At 68.0% G+C, this 18,817-nt stretch carries 12 protein-coding genes; 6 read left to right on the top strand and 6 right to left on the bottom strand.

Annotated features, from left to right (window positions below):
* Positions 1-15: 15 nt before the first annotated feature.
* Positions 16-342 (top strand): leucine zipper domain-containing protein, encoded by a 327-nt coding sequence (locus BLT81_RS11940; protein ID WP_155860867.1) that lies wholly within the window; start codon positions 16-18, stop codon positions 340-342.
* Here BLT81_RS11940 and BLT81_RS11935 read toward each other — a convergent pair.
* Positions 339-2,165, bottom strand: coding sequence for a phosphoenolpyruvate carboxykinase (GTP) (locus BLT81_RS11935; RefSeq protein ID WP_040421711.1), 1,827 nt, complete (start codon positions 2,163-2,165; stop codon positions 339-341). The two genes, BLT81_RS11940 and BLT81_RS11935, sit on opposite strands and share 4 nt — an antisense overlap.
* Before the next feature lie 425 nt (positions 2,166-2,590).
* Here BLT81_RS11935 and trmB point away from each other — a divergent pair, with 425 nt between their 5' ends.
* From trmB to BLT81_RS11910, 5 genes are read left to right on the top strand one after another with little or no spacing between them, the layout of a single operon-like run.
* On the top strand, positions 2,591-3,361 hold the full coding sequence (gene trmB, locus BLT81_RS11930; RefSeq protein WP_040421713.1) for a tRNA (guanosine(46)-N7)-methyltransferase TrmB: 771 nt from the start codon (positions 2,591-2,593) through the stop codon (positions 3,359-3,361).
* Between the two features lie 4 nt (positions 3,362-3,365).
* Positions 3,366-4,049 (top strand): NYN domain-containing protein, encoded by a 684-nt coding sequence (locus BLT81_RS11925; protein ID WP_019194791.1) that lies wholly within the window; start codon positions 3,366-3,368, stop codon positions 4,047-4,049.
* A gap of 9 nt (positions 4,050-4,058) precedes the next feature.
* Positions 4,059-6,362 carry an MMPL family transporter gene (locus BLT81_RS11920; RefSeq protein WP_019194792.1) on the top strand — a complete coding sequence of 768 codons (2,304 nt, stop codon included), beginning with the start codon at positions 4,059-4,061 and terminating at the stop codon, positions 6,360-6,362.
* The gene (locus tag BLT81_RS11915) at positions 6,363-7,370 is read left to right on the top strand and encodes a lysylphosphatidylglycerol synthase transmembrane domain-containing protein (protein WP_019194793.1); all 1,008 of its coding nucleotides are present in this window, start codon (positions 6,363-6,365) and stop codon (positions 7,368-7,370) included. It abuts the gene before it with no gap.
* A gap of 10 nt (positions 7,371-7,380) precedes the next feature.
* Positions 7,381-7,728: a DUF3054 domain-containing protein gene (locus BLT81_RS11910; RefSeq protein WP_019194794.1), complete on the top strand. Its 348-nt coding sequence runs from the start codon at positions 7,381-7,383 to the stop codon at positions 7,726-7,728.
* Here the strand turns inward: BLT81_RS11910 and BLT81_RS11905 are convergent.
* The 5 genes from BLT81_RS11905 to BLT81_RS11885 form a co-directional block, all read right to left on the bottom strand.
* Positions 7,725-9,002, bottom strand: coding sequence for an HNH endonuclease signature motif containing protein (locus BLT81_RS11905; protein ID WP_231908951.1), 1,278 nt, complete (start codon positions 9,000-9,002; stop codon positions 7,725-7,727). The genes BLT81_RS11910 and BLT81_RS11905 overlap by 4 nt on opposite strands.
* A gap of 737 nt (positions 9,003-9,739) precedes the next feature.
* Entirely contained in the window at positions 9,740-11,281 is a 1,542-nt protein-coding gene (locus tag BLT81_RS11900; RefSeq protein WP_019194796.1) for an acyl-CoA carboxylase subunit beta, read from the bottom strand.
* Positions 11,265-15,995 (bottom strand): type I polyketide synthase, encoded by a 4,731-nt coding sequence (locus tag BLT81_RS11895; protein ID WP_019194797.1) that lies wholly within the window; start codon positions 15,993-15,995, stop codon positions 11,265-11,267. The genes BLT81_RS11900 and BLT81_RS11895 overlap by 17 nt, the downstream gene beginning before the upstream one ends.
* A 32-nt stretch (positions 15,996-16,027) precedes the next feature.
* A complete protein-coding gene (locus BLT81_RS11890; protein WP_019194798.1) occupies positions 16,028-17,836 on the bottom strand; it encodes a FadD32-like long-chain-fatty-acid--AMP ligase in 1,809 nt (602 codons plus the stop codon).
* A 37-nt stretch (positions 17,837-17,873) separates the two neighbouring features.
* Positions 17,874-18,815, bottom strand: a complete 942-nt coding sequence (locus tag BLT81_RS11885) for a cutinase family protein (protein ID WP_019194799.1) — start codon at positions 18,813-18,815, stop codon at positions 17,874-17,876.
* Between the last annotated feature and the right edge of the window lie 2 nt (positions 18,816-18,817).

The following is an 18,817-nucleotide window of genomic DNA, read 5'->3' as shown; positions in this document are numbered from 1 at the left end:
ACAACGGAGGCTTCCGTGCCACACGGCAACGCACCCTTGACCCCGGCCGGCAGAGCAAGGATGGTTGAGCTGGTCATCACTCGCGGATGGACGCAGCGCCGAGTCACTGAACCCTTCCAGGTCTGCCCAGCCACCGCCGACAGGTGGGTGAGCCGGGCCCGCCGGGGGAAAGCGCTCACCGACCGGTCCAGTCGGCCCCGCAGCTGCCCGCACCAGCTGCCGATGCGCGCCCAACGACGCATCATCAAGCTGCGATTGACCCGCCAGTGGGGTACACACCGCCACCGACAGCCTCACCCCCCGCACAACGCGTCCACAACGCCACGGGGGAAGCACACCTAGCCGCGGGCCTCCTCCGCGCGTTTCTCCAGGGCGTCGAGCTGCTCAAACAGCTCACGCGGGACGCGCTGGCCCAGGCCCTCGAGGTAGCGGCGGGAGTCGTCGATGTCCTCCATCCACAGGTCGGGGTCGGGGTAGAGGGCCTCTTTGACGTCGTCAAGCGGGGTGCCCAGATTCGCGAGGTCGAGGTCCTCGGTGCGCGCGGTGTGGCCCACCAGGGTGTCCTCGGCGCCGACGCGGCCCTCGATGCGGTCGACAATCCACTTGAGCACGCGCGAGTTCTCGCCGAAGCCCGGCCACAGAAAGCGGCCGTCCTCGCCGCGGCGGAACCAGTTGACCAGGAAGATAGCCGGCATGCGGTCGCCGCCCTTGGCGCCCATGTCGAGCCAGTGCTGGAAGTAGTCGCCGACGGCGTAGCCCATGAAGGGCAGCATGGCCATCGGGTCGTGGCGCAGGGTGCCCACCTTCGCCTCGGAGGAGGCGGCGGTCTGGCCGGAGGAGAGCATGGCACCGATCAGGGTGCCGTGCTCCCAGTCGTAGGCCTGGGTCACCAGCGGGACGGTGTCGGCGCGGCGGCCGCCGAAGAGGATCGCGTCAAGGCGCACGCCCTGCGGGTCGTTGAACTCCGCGGCCGCGGTCGGGCACTGCTCGATGGGCACGCAGTAGCGCGAGTTCGGGTGGGCGGCGTCGCGGCCGGAGCTCGGCGTCCAGTCCTCGCCGCGCCAGTCGATGAGGTGTTCCGGCTCGTCGCCGTCCATGCCCTCCCACCAGATGTCGCCGTCGTCGGTGAGCGCGACGTTGGTGAACAAGGTGTTGCCCGGCTCCATCGTCTGCATCGCGATGGGGTTCGAGGCGTAGTTGGTGCCCGGCGCGACGCCGAAGAAGCCGTTTTCCGGGTTGACGGCGTAGAGGCCGTCGTCGCGCAGGTTCAGCCAGGCGATGTCGTCGCCGACGACCTCGGCGGACCAGCCCTCGAGGGTTGGGTTGATCATGGCCAGGTTGGTCTTGCCGCAGGCCGAGGGGAAAGCGCCTGCGATGTGGTAGCTCTTACCTTCCGGGGAGGTGAGCTTGAGGATGAGCATGTGCTCCGCCATCCAGCCTTCCTCCTTGCCCATGACGGAGGCGATGCGCAGGGCGTAGCACTTCTTCGCCAAAATCGCGTTGCCGCCGTAGCCGGAGCCAAAGGACCAGATCTCTTTGGTCGCCGGGAACTGGGAGATGTACTTGGTTTCGTTGCATGGCCAGGCGACGTCCTCCTCGCCCTCGGCGAGCGGGGCGCCCACGGAGTGGAGGCAGTGCACGAAGTTATCGCCCTCGATCTTGTCTAGGGCCGTCTGCCCCATGCGCGTCATGGTGCGCATGGACATGACGACGTACTCGGAGTCCGTCAGCTGCACGCCCAGCTTGGGGTCCGGGTCCGTGATCGGGCCCATGCAGAAGGGGACGACGTACATCGTGCGGCCCTTCATCGACCCTCGGAAGTGCGAGAGCATCTCCTCTTTGAGCGCGGCCGGCTTCATCCAGTTGTTCGTTGGGCCCGCGTCTTCCTGCTTCTCCGTGGCGATGAACGTGCGCGACTCCACGCGCGCGACGTCTGTCGGGTTGGAGCGCGCCAGGAAGGAGTTCGGGCGCTTCTCTTCGTTGAGCTTGGTCAGCGTGCCCTTCTCCACGAGCTCGGCCGCCATGCGGTCCCACTCGTCGCGGGAGCCGTCCGCGAACACGACGCGTTCCGGCTGGAACAGCTCGACGGCCTCATTGACCCACGCGATGAGTTCTTCGTTCTCAGTCGGCGCGGGCTGCGCCATGCCCTTTACTGCAGTGGCCATCTGCCCTCCTGTGTGATTGCTGTGCATCCTCAGTTGTACGTTCACCGTGTCGACCGCGGGGGTACCGGGGATCGCCGGTGGGCGACACATAGGCACCTAGGTTATCGAATCACGCCGAAAGGGCGGCACATCTTGCACAAATGCGCATAACACGCACCCCAGATTGGTCCCCACCGGTGACGCAGGCCACGCACAACACGCGGCATCCTACCCCTGTGCGGGGGTGGCAATGTCTGCCTGTCGCCCCGTAGTTATGGCCGTTACGCTGCACCAATCGCCACCCCCACCCGAGTCAAGCGGCCCAACCCTCCCCGCGTGACCGTTTACTACCCCCATTAAGGGGTGGGACGCCACGCGGGTGCTCCCTCGCCCGATAGAGTGCCCAGAAACTTGCCTTTACCCACGTCATATGGACAATTAACGTGATGAATAGTTCTGATAACCCTAAAATTAAACGGCTAGGCGTGGGCGAACTGCCCCACGGCCGGCCACTTCAGACCGAGTTCGACACCGGTTTGGACTACCCGCGCCTCGGCTCCGTCACCTTCCGCCGCGGCACCCTGACGGACAACCAGGAAGCGCTCTTCAACGCCGAATGGCCGCGTCTCGGCCGCGTGCTCAGCGACGACCCCATTGACGTCGACGCCTGGTTCGGCCGCACCGGCCACCCGACGATCGTGGAGATCGGCTCGGGCACCGGCACCTCGACCGCCGCGATGGCCCCCCTCGAGGCGGACACCAACGTCATCGCCGTCGAGCTGTACAAGCCCGGCCTGGCCAAGCTGCTCGGCGCCGTGGTGCGCGGCGGCATCGAGAACATCCGCATGGTCCGCGGCGACGGCGTCGAGGTCCTCGCCCGCATGATCCCGGAGGCCTCCCTCGCCGGGGTGCGCATCTTCTTCCCCGACCCGTGGCCGAAGGCGCGCCATCACAAGCGCCGCATCATCCAGTCCGGCACCCTGAACCTCATCGCCTCCCGCCTGGCGCCGGGCGGGGTGCTCCATGTGGCCACCGACCACGCGGGCTACGCCGAGTGGATCGACGAGCGGGTCGACGTCGAGCCGCGCCTGGCCTACCGGGGCTGGCCGTGGCCGGAGGCGCCGCTGCTCACGGACCGCCAGGTGATAACCAAGTTCGAGGGCAAAGGCCTGACCAAGGACCACACTATCCGCGAATACCTGTGGGAGAGGATCTAAGACAATGCAGGACCTGCACGAAATCACGCACCCCTACTCCCCCGGCGCGACGCCGGGCCCGAACAGCTTCCTGCTGGTGTGGGACGCACCGAACCTGGACATGGGCCTCGGCGCGATCCTCGGCGGCCGCCCCACAGCGGCCTACCGCCCGCGTTTCGACGCCATCGGCCGCTGGCTGATCTCCCAGGCCCAGGCGCGTTCCCGGGAGATCGAGGAGCGCGTCGAGCCCGAGGCCACCGTGTTCACCAACATCTCGCCGCAGGGCGCGGACGTGGTGCGCCCGTGGGTGGAGGCGCTGCGCAACGTCGGCTTCGCTGTCTTTGCCAAGCCGAAGAGCGAGGACGACTCGGACGTGGACAAGGACATGCTCGCGCACATCGAGCGCCGCCGCTCCGAGGGCGTGCTGCGCGGCGTGGTCATCGCCTCCGCCGACGGGCAGAACTTCCACGGCCCGATCGAGGAGCTCATCGCCGCCGGCGTGCCGGTCATCGTCCTCGGCTTCCACGAGCACGCCTCGTGGGCGGTGAGCTCGAAGGAGATCACCTTCGTCGACCTGGAGGACATCCCGGGTGTGTTCCGCGAGCCTCTGCCCCGGGTCAACCTGGAGCAGCTTCCCGAGGAGGGCGCGTGGCTGCAGCCGTTCCGCCCGCTGTCGTCGCTGCTGCACAACCACCGCGACCACAAGTAGGAGGCTCGCTTGTTCTATACGTGGGGGCGCATTGCCTACCGGTTCCGCCGGATCATCCCCGTGGTGGTCATCGCCATCATCATCCTCATGCAGGTCTTCTTCGGCTCGAAGCTGCCGGAGCGGCTGTCACAGGAGGGCTGGGAGGACCCGAACGCCGACTCGACCACGGCCGCGGTCATCGAGGAAGAGACCTTCGGCCGCGATAACTCGGGCGACGTCATCCTGCTTGTCGACGCCCCCACGGGCGTCACCTCCGGCCCCGTCTTCGACGAGGCCAACCGGCAGATCACCGAACTACAGCAGCGCTTCCCCGCCGAGATCGACTCGGTGGCCAGCTACTTCGCCTCGCCGAACCCGCAGCAGGTCAACGCCGAGGGCACCCGCGCCTTCGCCGCCATCGGCCTCGCCGGCGACGGGGAGCAGACGCTCAAGGATTTCCGCACCATCGAACCGGCGCTTCGCAGCATCGAGCTGCCCGACGGCGCTACCGTCCACATCGCCGGCGCGACCACCGTCGCGGACGCGCTCGACGACGGCATGTCCGACGACATCGCCCGCGCCGAACGCATCGGCCTCATCTTCGTCGCCGTCATCCTGCTGTTCGTCTTCGGCGGCGTCATCGCGGCGGCGATGCCGCTCATCGTGGGCATCCTCTCCATCCTCGGCTCCCTGTCGCTGCTGTCCATCTTGGCCACAGTGCAGCAGGTGAACGTGTTCTCCCAGTCGGTGATCACCCTGCTCGGCCTGGGCCTGGCCATCGACTACGGCCTGTTCATGGTCTCGCGCTTCCGCGAGGAGCTCGACCGCGGCGTCGACGTCGAGGAGGCCGTCGCGGCGACCACGACCACGGCCGGCAAGACGGTGTTCTTCTCGGCGCTTATGGTGGGCGTCGCCCTGTCGGGCCTGCTCATGTTCCCGCAGGCCTTCCTCAAGTCTGTCGCCTACGGCGCGATCAGTGCCGTCGTCCTCGCGGCCGTGATCTCGGTGACGGTGCTGCCTGCGCTGTTCGGGACGCTGGGCCACAACATCGACCGGTGGTCCGTGCGCCGCACGTCGCGCCGCGCCCGCCGCCTCGAGGACACGGTCTGGTACAAGGTCCCGCGCTGGGCCATGCGCCACGCCAAGGGCGTCGCCGTCGGTGTGTCCGCCCTGCTCATCGCCCTGACCATCCCGATGGTGGGCATCAGCTTCGGCGGCATCAACGAGTCCTACCTCCCGCCCGACCAGGAAACCCGCCAGGCGCAGGACACCTTCAACGAGACGTTCCCCGCTTTCCGGACCGACCCCATCAAGCTCGTCGTCACCGGGGCGGACAACCAGCAGCTTGTCGACGTCGTCCTCCAAGCGCGCCAGGTCACCGGCCTGACCTCCCCGCTCGAGCCGACCCACCCCTCCCAGGACGGCACCACGGTGCTGTCTGCGCCGCTGGAGGACCGAAACGGTGGGGAGGACGTCGTCACGCAACTGCGTGCCATCGACGCGCCCGAGGGCGTCGACCTGTACGTGGGCGGCACCCCGGCGATGGAGGTCGAGTCGATCGAGGCGCTGCTCGAGCGGCTGCCCTGGATGGCCCTGTACATGGTCGTGGCTACGTTCGTGCTCATGGCGCTGCTGTTCGGGTCGCTGATCCTGCCTGCGAAGGCCGTGATCATGAACGTGCTCGGGATCGGCGCCACCCTCGGCTTCCTCACCGCCGTCTTCGTCGACGGGCTGGGGGCGGGTGTGCTGAACTTCACGCCGGGGCCGCTCATGAGCCCCGTGCTCGTGCTCATCGTGGCCATCCTGTACGGCTTGTCGACGGACTACGAGGTGTTCCTCGTCTCGCGCATGGTGGAGGCGCGCCACCACGGGGCGTCGACGGACGAGGCCATCGCCGCGGGCACCGCGCGCACCGGCGGGATCATCACCGCCGCCGCCGCGATCATGATCGTCGTCGCGGCGGCGTTTGCGATGAGCGACATCGTCATGATGAAGTACATCGCCTTCGGCATGATCTTCTCGCTGGCCCTCGACGCCACCATCATCCGCCTCCTGCTCGTGCCCGCCGTAATGCACCTGCTGCGCGAGGACAACTGGTGGGCGCCGCGCTGGGTCAAACGCGCCTACTCGTCCCTCGGCGAGTCCTCCTCCGGGCCCGCCCCCGCGACGCCGGAGTCCTACCCGCGCACCGGCGAGATCGCCATCTCAGACACCATCCCAGACACCCTGCCGGTCCGCGGCGGCCGCAGCATCGACGAGGACTCCTCCCTCGTGCCCTTCGACGAGCTCATGCGCCGTCTTTCCGAGCAAGGCCCACGCGAGCTGGAGCGGTAGATGTCCACCCCCGCCACCACCGCCCGCGAACGGGCAGCGAAGTGGGCGCGGTGGCTCCTGCCCCTCGTCGCCCTCATCCTCGCGTTGTTTTTTCTTCGCGACCAGCTTCCCTTCCTCGGCGAGGCATGGGACGCGCTCGCGCGGGCGAGAGTGGGCCCCGTCATCGCCGCCGTCGTCGTCGCCTACGTCTCCATCGTGGCCATGTCCGGGGTGCGCCAGGTGCTGCTTAACAGCCAGGGCCACATCGTCGGCTTCCCGCCCTGCAACCGCTTGTCGCTGGCCTCCAACGCGTGGTCCACCACCGTCCCTGGGGGCCCCGCGATCTCCGCCTGGTTCACCTTCAAGGTGCATCGCTCGTGGGGCGCCTCGGTCGGGCTGTGCGGCTGGTTCATCGTGATCTCCAGCGCCCTGTCCACGGTGTGGCTAGTGGCCATCGGCGTCCTCTCGGTCGCCGTGTTAGGCGCCGACCTCTCCCTGCCTGCGCTCGCCGCGTCCCTGGCCGCGTCCGTCGGCGTTGCCCTAGCCCTGTATTGGGTGGCCCGCAACCCGAACACCATGCAGCGCGCGGTACGGCACCTGCCCGGCCGGATCGAACGTCCCGTCGCCGACGTCGTCGGCCAGATCGCCGCCGTTCACATGTCCACGGGTACCTTCGCCTCCTCGGCCGTTCTGTCACTGCTCAACCGCGTCCTCGACGCGGCCACGTATTACTTTGCCGCCCTGGCCATCACCGACGACCCAGCTCTGCGCTCCGTCATGCTCGCGTTCGTCATGACCAAACTCGCCGGCACGGCCCAAGTCACCCCCGGCGGCGTGGGCACCGTCGACGCCGTCGGTGTCGGCGTCCTCGCCGCCGGGGGCTTCTCGCTTGGCGACGCCACCGCCATCACCCTCCTCTATCGCCTGATCTCCTTCGTATTGATCACCGCCATCGGCTGGGTGTACTACTTCATCTTCTACGCGGGGCGGGGCTACGTCCTAGGCGCTCCCGCTACCCCCGAGCGCTAGGCTTCCTGTCATGTTGCACAAGCCCTACGCCATCGCCGCCGATTTCGTCGCCATCGCCGCCTTCGCCCTCCTCGCCCGCGCTGCCCACCAAACCGAAGAGATGCCGTTCACGTTCCTCGGTTGGCTCGAGACCTTTGTTCCTTTCGGCGTCGGCCTGGCCCTTGCGTGGCTTGCGGTGCGGCGCAACACGGGGTGGCTGATTTGGCTGATCACCCTTGTCGTCGGCCTGATCATTTGGGGCTTCTACCGCGACAAGCTGCCTCACTGGTCCTTCGTCCTTGTGGCAGGCACGACCTCCGCGGCGCTGATGCTCGGCTGGCGCGGCATCGCGAGGCTCGCCGTGTCGAGGCGCCGCTAGACCCAGCTGAGCTCGTTGAACTCCTCCAGCGTCCGGGCGTCGTCGTTGCGCACCGGCAGCCCGCGGTCTGTGCTGACGTAGCGCACCCCGCCCGGGCCCAGGAAATGAAAGTCCCCACCGTCGCGCAAAATCGTGATGTGCTTGTCGCTGACGAGGCTGTGGCACGCCGAACACAACGGCAGCAAGTTGTCCAGGTCCGTCGGCCCGCCGTCCGCCCAGTCACGGACGTGATGCATCTCAATGAAGCGCGTGTGACTACACCCGGGCATCGCGCACTGGTGACGCCACATGAGCATCAGCGCGTTAACCTGGGCGTCGGAGGCAAGCCGAAACGCGCGCCCACTGTTGAGCACCAGCCCTTTATCGTCGACCCTGTTGAGCCGGTAGGAGGCGTTGGCGAGGAAGTTTTTCACCGCCTCCGAGGGCGCACCAGGGTTGTAGGGCAGGTAGGCCTTGCCGTCGGTGGTCATAACGACGTTGACGTGCGCCCCCGGTGCGCGCAACGGGTTACGCGGCCGCGACAACGTCATGTTCACCATACCCATAAACGCGCTGACCAGCACCTGACCGATGGGCAGGCCGAAACCGGAACAGCCGCGCGCTTTCTTACCCTGCTTATCCTGACGGTCCATTTCACCGTCGATACGCTCCGGATCCACCGCCCCGTCGTTGCCCGCCAAGGATGCCCAGTCCACGTCGTGCCAGGCGAGTTCCCCGACCTTCATCGCCGCCATCACACGCGCGCCTTCCGCCGCGTTGAAATCCGCCCACAGCTTTATACGCCCATCCGGCGCGGCTTTTAGACGCACGTAGGACGTCCTCGTCGCTTTCTTTGCTGGCTGGCGGAATTGCAGCAGCGCGATCTCCAACTCGTGAAACGTCATGGTGCAGGCCAGCTCCACCAGCTCAGCCTCGTTGTCCTTTGTGAGCAGCGGCAGTATCAATCTGACCTTGGAGTAGTTTGTTCGCCCCTCCAAGAATGCTTGTGCCATCACCTCGAAGCGCAGCATTGCGCGGGCAACCCTGACGTACTCGTGGGCGGTGGAGTTCGGCACCGCGATGCTCCTAACAAGCCATAATGCGGTCGTTTGTGCGCCGAACTGGGGGGCGAGCCCGAGGACGTCGAAAAGTGCTATGGCGTAGAGTATCTGCGCCTTGCGGCGCGAGAATACGCCGAACCCTTTTTCGATGGTGTGCGCGATATGCAAGGGCGCGCTGTCCCTGCTGACGGTGGTTGGTGGTGTGTCCATTGCTCCCCCAAGCGTGTCGATCATGTGTTTGATTGACAGTATAACAACGCTTCGGACATGTGGGTTGAGCTGGCTAAAGGCAGCTTTTCGACGTTTGCATAGCGCGCGTGTTTGAATGCAACGGATTATGCAATGCGTACCGATCAGCCCCCGACCGTCGAGCGCCGCAACTATGCAACGCATACCCCCGGCCGCATGCGGACGGGCCCGAAACTATGCCATGCATACGGATCAGCGCCCGAGCGTCGAGCGCACCGACTATGCAATGCATACGGATCAACCCCCGACAACCAAGCGCCGCGACTATGCAATGCATACCGATCAGCCCCCGACCGCCCCAACTATGCAATGCATACACCCCGGCCCCGAAGCGGACGGGCCCGCGACTATGCAATGCATACGGATCAGCCCCCAGCCGGCGAGCGCCGCAACTATGCAATGCATACGGATCAACGCCCAGCCGGCGAGCGCCCCGACTATGCAATGCATACCCCACACACGGCTCCACCGAATATGCCCACGCAATTACAAAGAACGGCACCCACCCCATTGGGGGCGGGTGCCGCAGGCGCAGCTTCTAGCGCGGGAAGCTGGAACCGAGGTTGAACAGCGGGTTGCCGCTGGAGAGGGCCTTGAAGGTCCACACGAGGTAGTTGATCAGGTCGCCGGCGATGTCGAAAGCGCTGGAGAGCATAGGTTTCGGAACCTTTCTTGGGAACGATGACTTCTAGAGGAGTCTAACGTGTGACGTAACCAAAACGTTACAGCGGCGAGATTGTGTGCTTTTTCGGCAGGTCAGCGTCGTACTTGGTAGACAGCTGACGCAGAGCTCGGCGCAGCGCGAGACGCGTTTCCGAGGGCTGAATCATCGCGTCGATGTAGCCGCGCTCAGCGGCGACGTAGGGAGAGGTCATGGTCTCGTCGTAGAAGTCCATGAACATCTTCTTCATCGCCTCGCGCTGGGCGGGGTCCTCGATGGCGTCGAGCTGCTTGCCCTGGATCATCACGACGGCAGCGGCGGAGCCCATGACCGCGATCTGCGCGGTGGGCCACGCCAGGTTGATGTCGCCGGCGAGGTTCTTTGAGCCCATGACGGCGTAGGCGCCGCCGTAGGCCTTGCGCACGATGAGGGCCACCTTGGGGACGGTGGCCTCGACGCTGGCAAAGGCGAATTTGGCGCCGCGGTGAATGAGGCCCTGCCGCTCCTGGTCCACGCCGGGGAGGTAGCCGGGTGTGTCTACCACGTAGACGAGCGGGATGTTGTACACATCGCAGGTGCGCACGAAGCGGGCGCCCTTGTCGGCGGCGTCGGCGTCGATGCAGCCGGCGTAGTGCATCGGGTTGTTAGCCACGAAGCCGACGGTTCGGCCGTCGATACGCCCGAAGGCGCAGATGATGTTCTCGGCGTAGTTGGCTTGGATCTCGACGAGGTCGTCGTCGTCGCCGAGCTGGGCGAGCAGTTCGCGCATGTCGTAGCCGGCGTTGGTATCGTCCGGCATGAAGGTGTCCAACTCGGAATCGTCGAGGTCCTCGTCGGCGGGTGCCCAGGCGACGGGGCTGTCGTCGAAAGCCGAGGTGGGCAGGAGGGCGAGCAGGTCGCGGACGTAGTCGAAGGCCTCCTCCTCGGTGGCGACAACGGCTTGGATGTTGCCGGACTGCTCCTGGATGCGCGCCCCGCCGAGCTCGGCGGAGGAGATGTCCTCGCCGGTGACCTCGCGGATGACGTTCGGGCCGGTCACGTACATCTCGGACTGCCCGTCGACGGCGACGACGAAGTCGGTGGTCACGGGGGCGTACACCGCGCCGCCGGCGGACTTGCCCAGCATGATGGAGATCTGCGGGGAGCGCCCCGACAGTGGCAGCTGGCGGCGGGCGATCTCGGAGTACATGGCCAGCGAGGTCACCGCGTCCTGGATGCGGGCGCCGCCGGAGTCCTGGATGCCGATGACGGGGCAGCCGACCTTGATGGCCATCTCCATCACCTCGGTCACCTTGCGCCCGAAGGTCACGCCGACGGAACCGCCGTACACGGTCTTATCGTGAGCGTAGATGGCCACGGGCCGCCCGTCGACGCGGCCGTAGCCGGTGACCACGCCGTCGGAGTACACGGCGTCGGGGTCGCCTGGGGTGCGGGCGAGGGCGCCGATCTCGACGAAGGAGCCCTCGTCGAGGAGCGCGTGGATGCGTTCGCGCGGGGTGGTCTGCCCGGCGTCGTCGCGGCGCTTGCGCGCCCGTTCCGACCCGGGGTCCTGGGCCTTTTCCAGCCGCGCGCGCAGGTCAGCGAGCTTAGAGGCTGTCGACATTGTCAATCCATTCGTTCATGTGCTTGCCAACGATGCCCACCGCCGGCTCGTCCACGACCGCGAGGTGGTCGCCCGGCAGGTGGACAATGGTGAGGTCATCCACGATAGCGCCCCACCCGCCGTCGTCGTCAATGTGCGCGTAGGCGGGCTCGAGCACGATTGCCCCGTCGTGCATGCGCTCCGAGCGGAACAGCAGCACGGGCACGGACACCGCGGCCCACCGGCCGAAGTCGAGGTTGGCCAAGATCTGGTTGTCCACGAAGGAGGCCCGCTGGTGCTCGAGCACGCCGGCGGCGAGGCCGTGCTCGGAGGCGTCGGTCGTGGCCAGGAACTCGCCGAGCATGTTCAGCACAGCCTCCTCGCCAGCCGAGTCGAGCAGCTCGTAGGGCACCGGGAAATCCAGGCCGTAGGCGCCCTTGGCAAAGGCGGCGTAGCGCTCCCAGCGGGCGCGCGTCTCCTCCGGCGTGTTCGGGGTGGGTTCGGAGGGTTGGGTGGTATCCAGAAGCGCGATGAAGGCGACCTTGTCGTCGCCGAGGCGCTCGGCGACCTCGTAGGCCAGCGCGCCGCCGAAGGACCACCCGGCGAGGACCACGGGGCGGCCCGCGGCAAGCCGCTCGATGTCCTCCAGGTACGCCTCCGCGCGCTCCTCCAGGCTGCCCTCGAGGCGCTCCACGCCGTAGACAGGCACGTTTTCTCCGAGTCGGCGGGCCAGCGGCTCGTACACGATGCTCGAGCCGCCCGCCGGGTGGAACACGAACACGCTCGGGGCGTCCATCCCCTCCGTGCGCTCGCGCAGCACGCGGATGTTGCCCTCGACGGGGGTCTCCAGGCCCTCGCGCACCTCGTTGGCGAGGGGCTCGAGCGTATCGACGCCCCGAACAAACGCCGCGGTGATCTCCACCCCAGCACGCTCGCTCAGGCGCGCGGCGATGTGTTCGGCCTGCTCCTCGGTGATCTGCGGGAGCTCCGAGGTGACGCCCGCCGCGGCGGCGCCGACGTAGTTCGCCCAGGTGGCGAAGACAAGGCGCTCCGCCGCATCGCGCGGGGCGACGCCCACGCCCTGCGCCTTCGTCGCGGCGGCCGCCGGGGTGCGGTTCTCGGAGTTGTACGGTAGCGGCTGCGGCGCGTCGGGGCGGCCCGCCACGGCGTCTTCGACCATGCTGATGACGTCGGCGACGGAGGCGTCGCGAAGCGCCTGTACCTGGAGCGGGGGAATCTGGAAGTCGTTTTCCACCCTGTTCTTGATGCGCATGCCCATGAGGGAGTCGAGGCCGAGGTCGATGAGCGGCAGCTCGTCCGGCAGATCCTCGGCGTCGTAGCCCATCGACTCGGACACGATCGCGCGCAGGCGCTCGCGCACCGTCTCGCCGCTGTGCGGGTCCCAGCGCACGGCCTCGATCTCCTCGTCGAGGGGCGCCGGGGTCGGGGTCGGCGTGACGTCGGCGACGCCCTGCAGGCCGCGCTTCTCACCCAGCTCGAGGGCGGTGGCGAAGCCTTCCACCACGAGCTCGGAGCCGTGGTAGACCTTGATGCTCGCCCCACCGAGCGAGGTGGCGACGATGGTGGTCAGCTCGCCGTCGGCCGGCAGGTACCCGGACTCCTCGGTGGCCACGACCCGCGCACCCGGCGCGACCTCCTCCGCGACCGACTCGATGAGCTGGTGCGGGCTGAACACCTGGTCGGCCTGGATAGAGTAGGCGACAGTCGCGTCCGGCAGCGTCACCTTCGCCCCCAACAGGGAGGTCGACGCGGAGGAGGGGCGGGCCTTTGTCCACAGCGGGGTGCGCTTGAAGGGCGTGCGCGGCGCGTCGATGACGCGGCCCGGCCCGTAGAAGCCCCGGAAGTCGACGTCGACGCCCTGGACGTAGAGCTTCGCGGCGAGGTCGAGCAGGCTGGCCACCTCGTCGATCTTGCGCTTCGAGGTGAACAGCAGCTGCGTGTCGGGCTTGCCCGCGCCGAAGGCAGTGTTCATCATGCCCATCACCGCGACGGGGTTCGGGGAGATCTCGACGAAGGCAGTGTGCCCCGCGGCCAGCGCCGCCTCCGTGGCGTCCTGGAAGAACACGGAGTGGCGGGTCATGCGCAGGAAGTACTCGGCGTCGTGGACGACCTCGCCGGGGCGGTACACCACGCCGCGGTCGACGGAGCTAAACAGCGGCACCGTCAGCGGGGAGGGCTCGAGCCCGGCGAGCTCGCCGGCCAGGTCGCCCATGATGGGGTCGAGCATGCTGGTGTGGCCCGCGCCGCGCACGTTGAGCGTGCGGGCAAACTTCTCCTGCTTCTCCAGCTCGGCGACGACGAACTCGACCGCCGTCGCGGGGCCGCCAATGGTGGTCATGCCGGGCCCGGCGTAGACGGCGGGCTCCGCGCCCTGCGCCTCGGGGTGGGCGTCGACGAAATCGCTCAGCTCCTCGCGGCTGAGCTCGACGACCGCCATCGCGCCCTCCTGGGCGGTGCCGGCGATCATCGCCTCGCCCTCGCTCATGAGGCGGGCGCGGTGGCAGGCGATGAGGATGGCGTCGCGCGCGGTGATCCCGCCCGCGCCGTAGGCGGCACCCATCTCCCCCATGGACATGCCCATGGTCGCGGCGGGCGTGATGCCCAGGGAGGCCAGCAGGTCCGTCTGCGCGATCTGAATGGCGGTGATGGTGACTTGGCCGGTGAGCGTGTCGTAGGTGAGCTCGTCGTCCCGGATGATCTCGAGCATCGACCAGCCCGCCTCGAACTGCACGTACTCGTCGAGTTCCTCCATGCGGCGGCGGAACAGCGGCGAGGTCTCCAGCAGCCGCTTCGCCATCTTGCGGTGCTGCGAGCCGAAGCCGGAGTAGACGAAGACGGGGCCCATCGCGGCGGGCGCGTCCGCCACGGCGATGCCGGGGGCGACCTTGCCCTCGGCGACCTGGCGCAGCTTTTTCACCGCCTCCTCGACGGTCGACGCCTGGACGACAGCGGCGCTGCGGCCGTGGTTGCGTGTGGCCAGCGAGCGGGCCACCGGCTGCAGGTCCGCGTCCGGGCGCCCCTCGAGGAAGTCGGCGAGCCCGGCGGCAGCCGCGGCTCGGCGCGAGGGCAAAAGGCCCGACACCGGCAGCCCCACGGCGCCCGCGCCGAGCAGCTCGGCGGGCGTGGCGGCCGCGTCGGTGTCGTACTCGGCCGGGTCCAAGTCCGCGAGCACGACGTGGGCGTTCGTGCCGCCGAAGCCGAACCCGGACACACCCGCGACGCGACGCCCGGAGTAGCGCGGCCACTCGCGCGGGTCCTCCACCACCTCGATGTGCTGCGCGTCGAAGTCGACGTAGGTGTTCGGCCCGACGTAGTTCACGGAGGCCGGGATCGTGTCGTGCTTGAGCGCCTCGAGCACCTTGATCAGCGCGACCACGCCCGCGGCGGATTCAGAGTGCCCGATGTTCGACTTCGCGGAGCCGAGCAGCAGCGGGCTGGCGCCGTCGCGGCCGCGTCCGAGCACCGTGCCCAGGGCCGTCGCCTCGATCGGGTCGCCGAGCAGGGTGCCGGTGCCGTGCGCCTCGACGAGGTCGACAGCGGCGGGGTCGAGTCCCGCGTCCGCGTAGGCGCGCTCGAGCACGTCGACCTGCGCGTCGGGGTTCGGCGCGGTCAGGCCGTTGGAGTGGCCGTCGGAGTTGGTGGCGGAGCCCTTGATCACGGCGAGGATGGTGTCGCCGTCGCGCAGGGCGTCGTCAACGCGCTTGAGCACGACAAAACCCGCCGCCTCCGAGCGGACAATGCCGTCGGCATCCTCGGAGAACGCGTGGATGTTGCTCGTCGGGGAGATGACGCCGAGCTCGGCGAACATGAGGGAGGCGAAGGGGTTCGCCATGATGTTCACGCCGCCGGCGAGAGCGACGTCGGCTTCGCCGTCGCGAAGCGCGCGCACCGCGTGGTGCACCGAGACCAGCGACGAGGAGCACGCCGTGTCAACGTTGATAGAGGGCCCGCGGAAGTCGAAGGCGTAGGAGATGCGGTTCGGGATGATCGCGCTCGACGAACCCGTCAGCGCGTAGGGGTGCGCCTGCGCCGGGTCCGCGGCGATGAGCATGCCGTAGTCGTTGTTGGAGGAGCCGACGAAGACGCCGACTGGCTCGCCGCGCAGCGAGCTCGCGGGCAGCTTCGCGTCCTCGAGCGCCTCCCACGCCAGCTCCAGCATGACGCGCTGCTGCGGGTCCATGTTCACCGCTTCCAGCGGGCTCAGGCCGAAGAACTCGTTGTCGAAGCTCTCGATGTCCGACAGGTAGCCGCCGTCGGTGTTCTCCTCCGCCATTTTCGAGCGCACGACGGGGTCGCCCGCGTACTCCGACCAGCGCTTCTCCGGCAGGGGCCCGGTGGTCGATCGGGCGTCGATAAGCACCTGCCAGAACTCGTCGTTGTTCTCGGCGCCGGGGAAGCGCCCGGCCGAGCCGATGATCGCGATGTCGTGCGCCCCCGGGGACGAGCTCGCGTGACGACGCCTCACCGGGCGCCTCTCCCCCTCGGCCGCCGTCAGCGCGGCCGCGAGCGTGGCGATCGTCGGGTACTGGTACGCCACGGTGGGGTCGACGCGGCGGCCGAGCAGGTTCTCCAGCTCGCCGGACATGATGACCGCGTCGCGGGAGGATAAACCGAAGGCCTCCAGCGGTTTCGTCGGCTCGACCTCATCTGGCTCGAGGCCGACGGCCTCCGCGACCCACTTCTGCAGCCAGACGCTTAGCTCATTTTCAGTCATAGCACTCCCTATCGCTGACGAGGGCCCGAGCGTTACCCGTTATCTCGCTCGAGGAACCTCGTCATGTTCACCCGGCGGGCTATCTTGCCAGAGGAAGAGCGCGCGATCTCGTTCGGGGCGTGGAAGGCGATGACGTCAGGCGAGATGCCGTGGACCGAGGTCACGGCCGAGCGGATGGCGTCCTCCGCGGCGGCGTCCCCGGCCGGGTCAGCGTCGTCGGCGCGCTCGACGAAGACGATGAGGCACTCAACGTTATCGCCCGGCACGGCGAAGGCCGCGACTGAGTCGGTGCGCACGTGCTCGGTGGCGCGCTGCACCGTGTCCTCGATGTCCTGCGGGTAGTGGTTGCGCCCGGCGACCACGATGAGGTCCTTGAGGCGGCCGGTGATGTAGAGCTCGCCGTCGACGAGCGCGCCGAGGTCGCCCGTGGCCAGCCAGTTGTCCTCGGGCAGGCCCTCCTGCAGCGTCTCCCCGATGGTGTTGGAGAAGGCCTCGCGGGTTTCCTCCTCGCGGTCGAGGTAGCCGCCGGCGACGTTGGCGCCGTTGATCCAGATCTCGCCGACGGTGCCCTCGGGCACCTCGTTGCGGGTCTGCGGGTCCACGATGGCGAAGTTCATCCACCGCACCGGCTGGCCTGTCGACGCCATCGTCACGCCATCCTCGGACGCGACCGCCTTGCCTTCCGTGAGCTTCTCGCGGTCGAGCTTGAGGAACTTCGGCCGGTCCTCCGTCTGCGCGGTGGTGACGATGAGCGTCGCCTCCGCGAGGCCGTAGCCCGGGCGGATCGTGGGGCGGCGCATGCCGTACTCCTCGAAGGCCCCCACGAAGGTTTCCACTCCCCGCTCAGTGACGGGCTCGGAGCCGATGATGAGGCCCTCCACGGCGGACAGATCCACCCCGTCCTCCTCGCTCAGCTTGGCGTAGCGGGCCATGACGTCGAGGGCGAAGTTGGGCACGAGGGAGTAAATGTGCACGTCGTCCGGGTCGTCCTCGCGGCGCGACAGCTGCTTGATGTAGCGCTTCGGCTGCTGCATGAAGTCGCGCGGGGACATCAGCTCGATCTCGTTGCCCAGCACGACGAGCAGCATGGAGACGATGATGCCCATGTCGTGGTGCAGCGGCAGCCAGATCGGGGCGCGCAGCGGCTGCTGCAGGTCCACCGCCGTATAAATCTGGATCACGTTGGTCACGATGGACTCGTTGGTGATGATCACACCGGCCGGCATGCGGGTCGACCCCGAGGTGTACTGCAGGAAGGCGGTGTCGTTCGCCGTGTCCGTGCCCTCAGGCGTCTCCAGGGGCACCCAGGACTCGGCCAGGGAGTCGGGCAGGGAATCCACCGAGAGGATGCGGGGGCGCTGGGCCGCGGGCAGGTCGGCGAAGAAGGCGCGCACCGCGGGCCCGCCCGCCTTGTTGGTCAGCACGGTTGTCGCCCCCGAGTCGCTGAGCACGGCGCGCAGGTGCTCGCCGTGGCCGGGCTCGTTCGGGTCGTAGAGGGGGATGGGCACCTGGCCGGCGTACATCGCGCCCATGAAACCGAAAAGGTACTCGGGGGAGTTGTTCGCCAGGATGGCGACCCGGTCGCCCGGCTGCCCCACCTGCATGAGGCGCGCCGCGACAGCCTTCACGCGGGTGTTGACCTCCCGGCGCGTCATGGTGCGCAGCTCGCCCTCGGAGCTTTCCGAGAAGTCCCAGAAACGGATGTTGATCTCATCCAACTGCCCCAGCTGCGCACCCATGAAATACAGCATTTCGGTGAGCGCGGGGATGGTGAAGTTCTGCGGGAGGGCGATTGTGCCGTCGTCGTCGATGAAGCGCTGGATGATGACGCTCAGGTCCATGAGACTCCTTCGTTGTTTTGTTTGGGCGTTTGAAATGTTACCGCCCGAGCTGCTGGTCGATCACGCCACGGGCCCAATCGATCGACCACTGGGTCGTTGTCGTGCCGGGGATGACCTCCGGGTTGGTCGCGTACTGCGCGTGGTTGCCGTTGGCCAGCAAGAGCTCGCCCGCGCGGTCAAGCAGCGTGCCAAAGTCCTGCGGCGCGTCGCACACCGAATCGTTCGGCGCGCAGATCTCGAAGGCGCGGTCCGCGACGGCGCCGAAGCCACCCTCGCGCGCCCCCGTCATGGTCGCCCCCGGCGTCACCGCCTGGACGACGCGGTTGAGCGGCTGGAGGGCGATCTCCGCGCCGGTGCCCGGGATCTCCACGCCAGGGTTGACGCCGACGCCCGGCTCGCGCCGGCCGTCGGCGATCATGACCGCGCCCAGGAGCTTCTCCGGCGGAACGGCGTTGGCTCCGGTCCCGATCTGGTTGGCGATGTTGCCGGCGATCACCGCGCCCTGCGAGAAGCCCATAACGATGAACTTCGTGCTCGGGCAGGTCTCGTTGACGAAGGCGAGCTCGCCGTTGGCGCGGGCGGTGCCCTCGGCGCGGGACTCGTCGTAGGTCATCTCCGTGCGGCCCGCGGCCGTCTGGATGTTGCGGAACTGGGCCGTGTACGGCGTCGTCCACACGCGCACGTCGTCGATGGAGTAGGCCTCCTGCAGCGGGCGGGTGATCGACAGCATGAAGGAATACGGGTTCGCCTGCGGGTTGAACGGGTCGTCGTCCTGGGAGGACTCCCACGTGCCGGGGATGGACACCACCTCGACGGCGGGGCACCAGTCCGGCTCCGGCGGGGGCAGGGCCTCGGAGCTCGCCGGCGGCTCGTGCTCCCCCGGGGGCAGCGGGGTCTCGCCAACCTGCCACTGGTAGATGCCCAGGCCGATGAGAGCCAGCACGATCACGACCGCGCCGACGATGAGAGGCTTACGCATGA

The sequence above is a fragment of the Corynebacterium timonense genome (genome assembly GCF_900105305.1).
Taxonomy (GTDB): domain Bacteria; phylum Actinomycetota; class Actinomycetes; order Mycobacteriales; family Mycobacteriaceae; genus Corynebacterium; species Corynebacterium timonense.
This window is presented reverse-complemented; position numbering and strand designations above follow the sequence as displayed.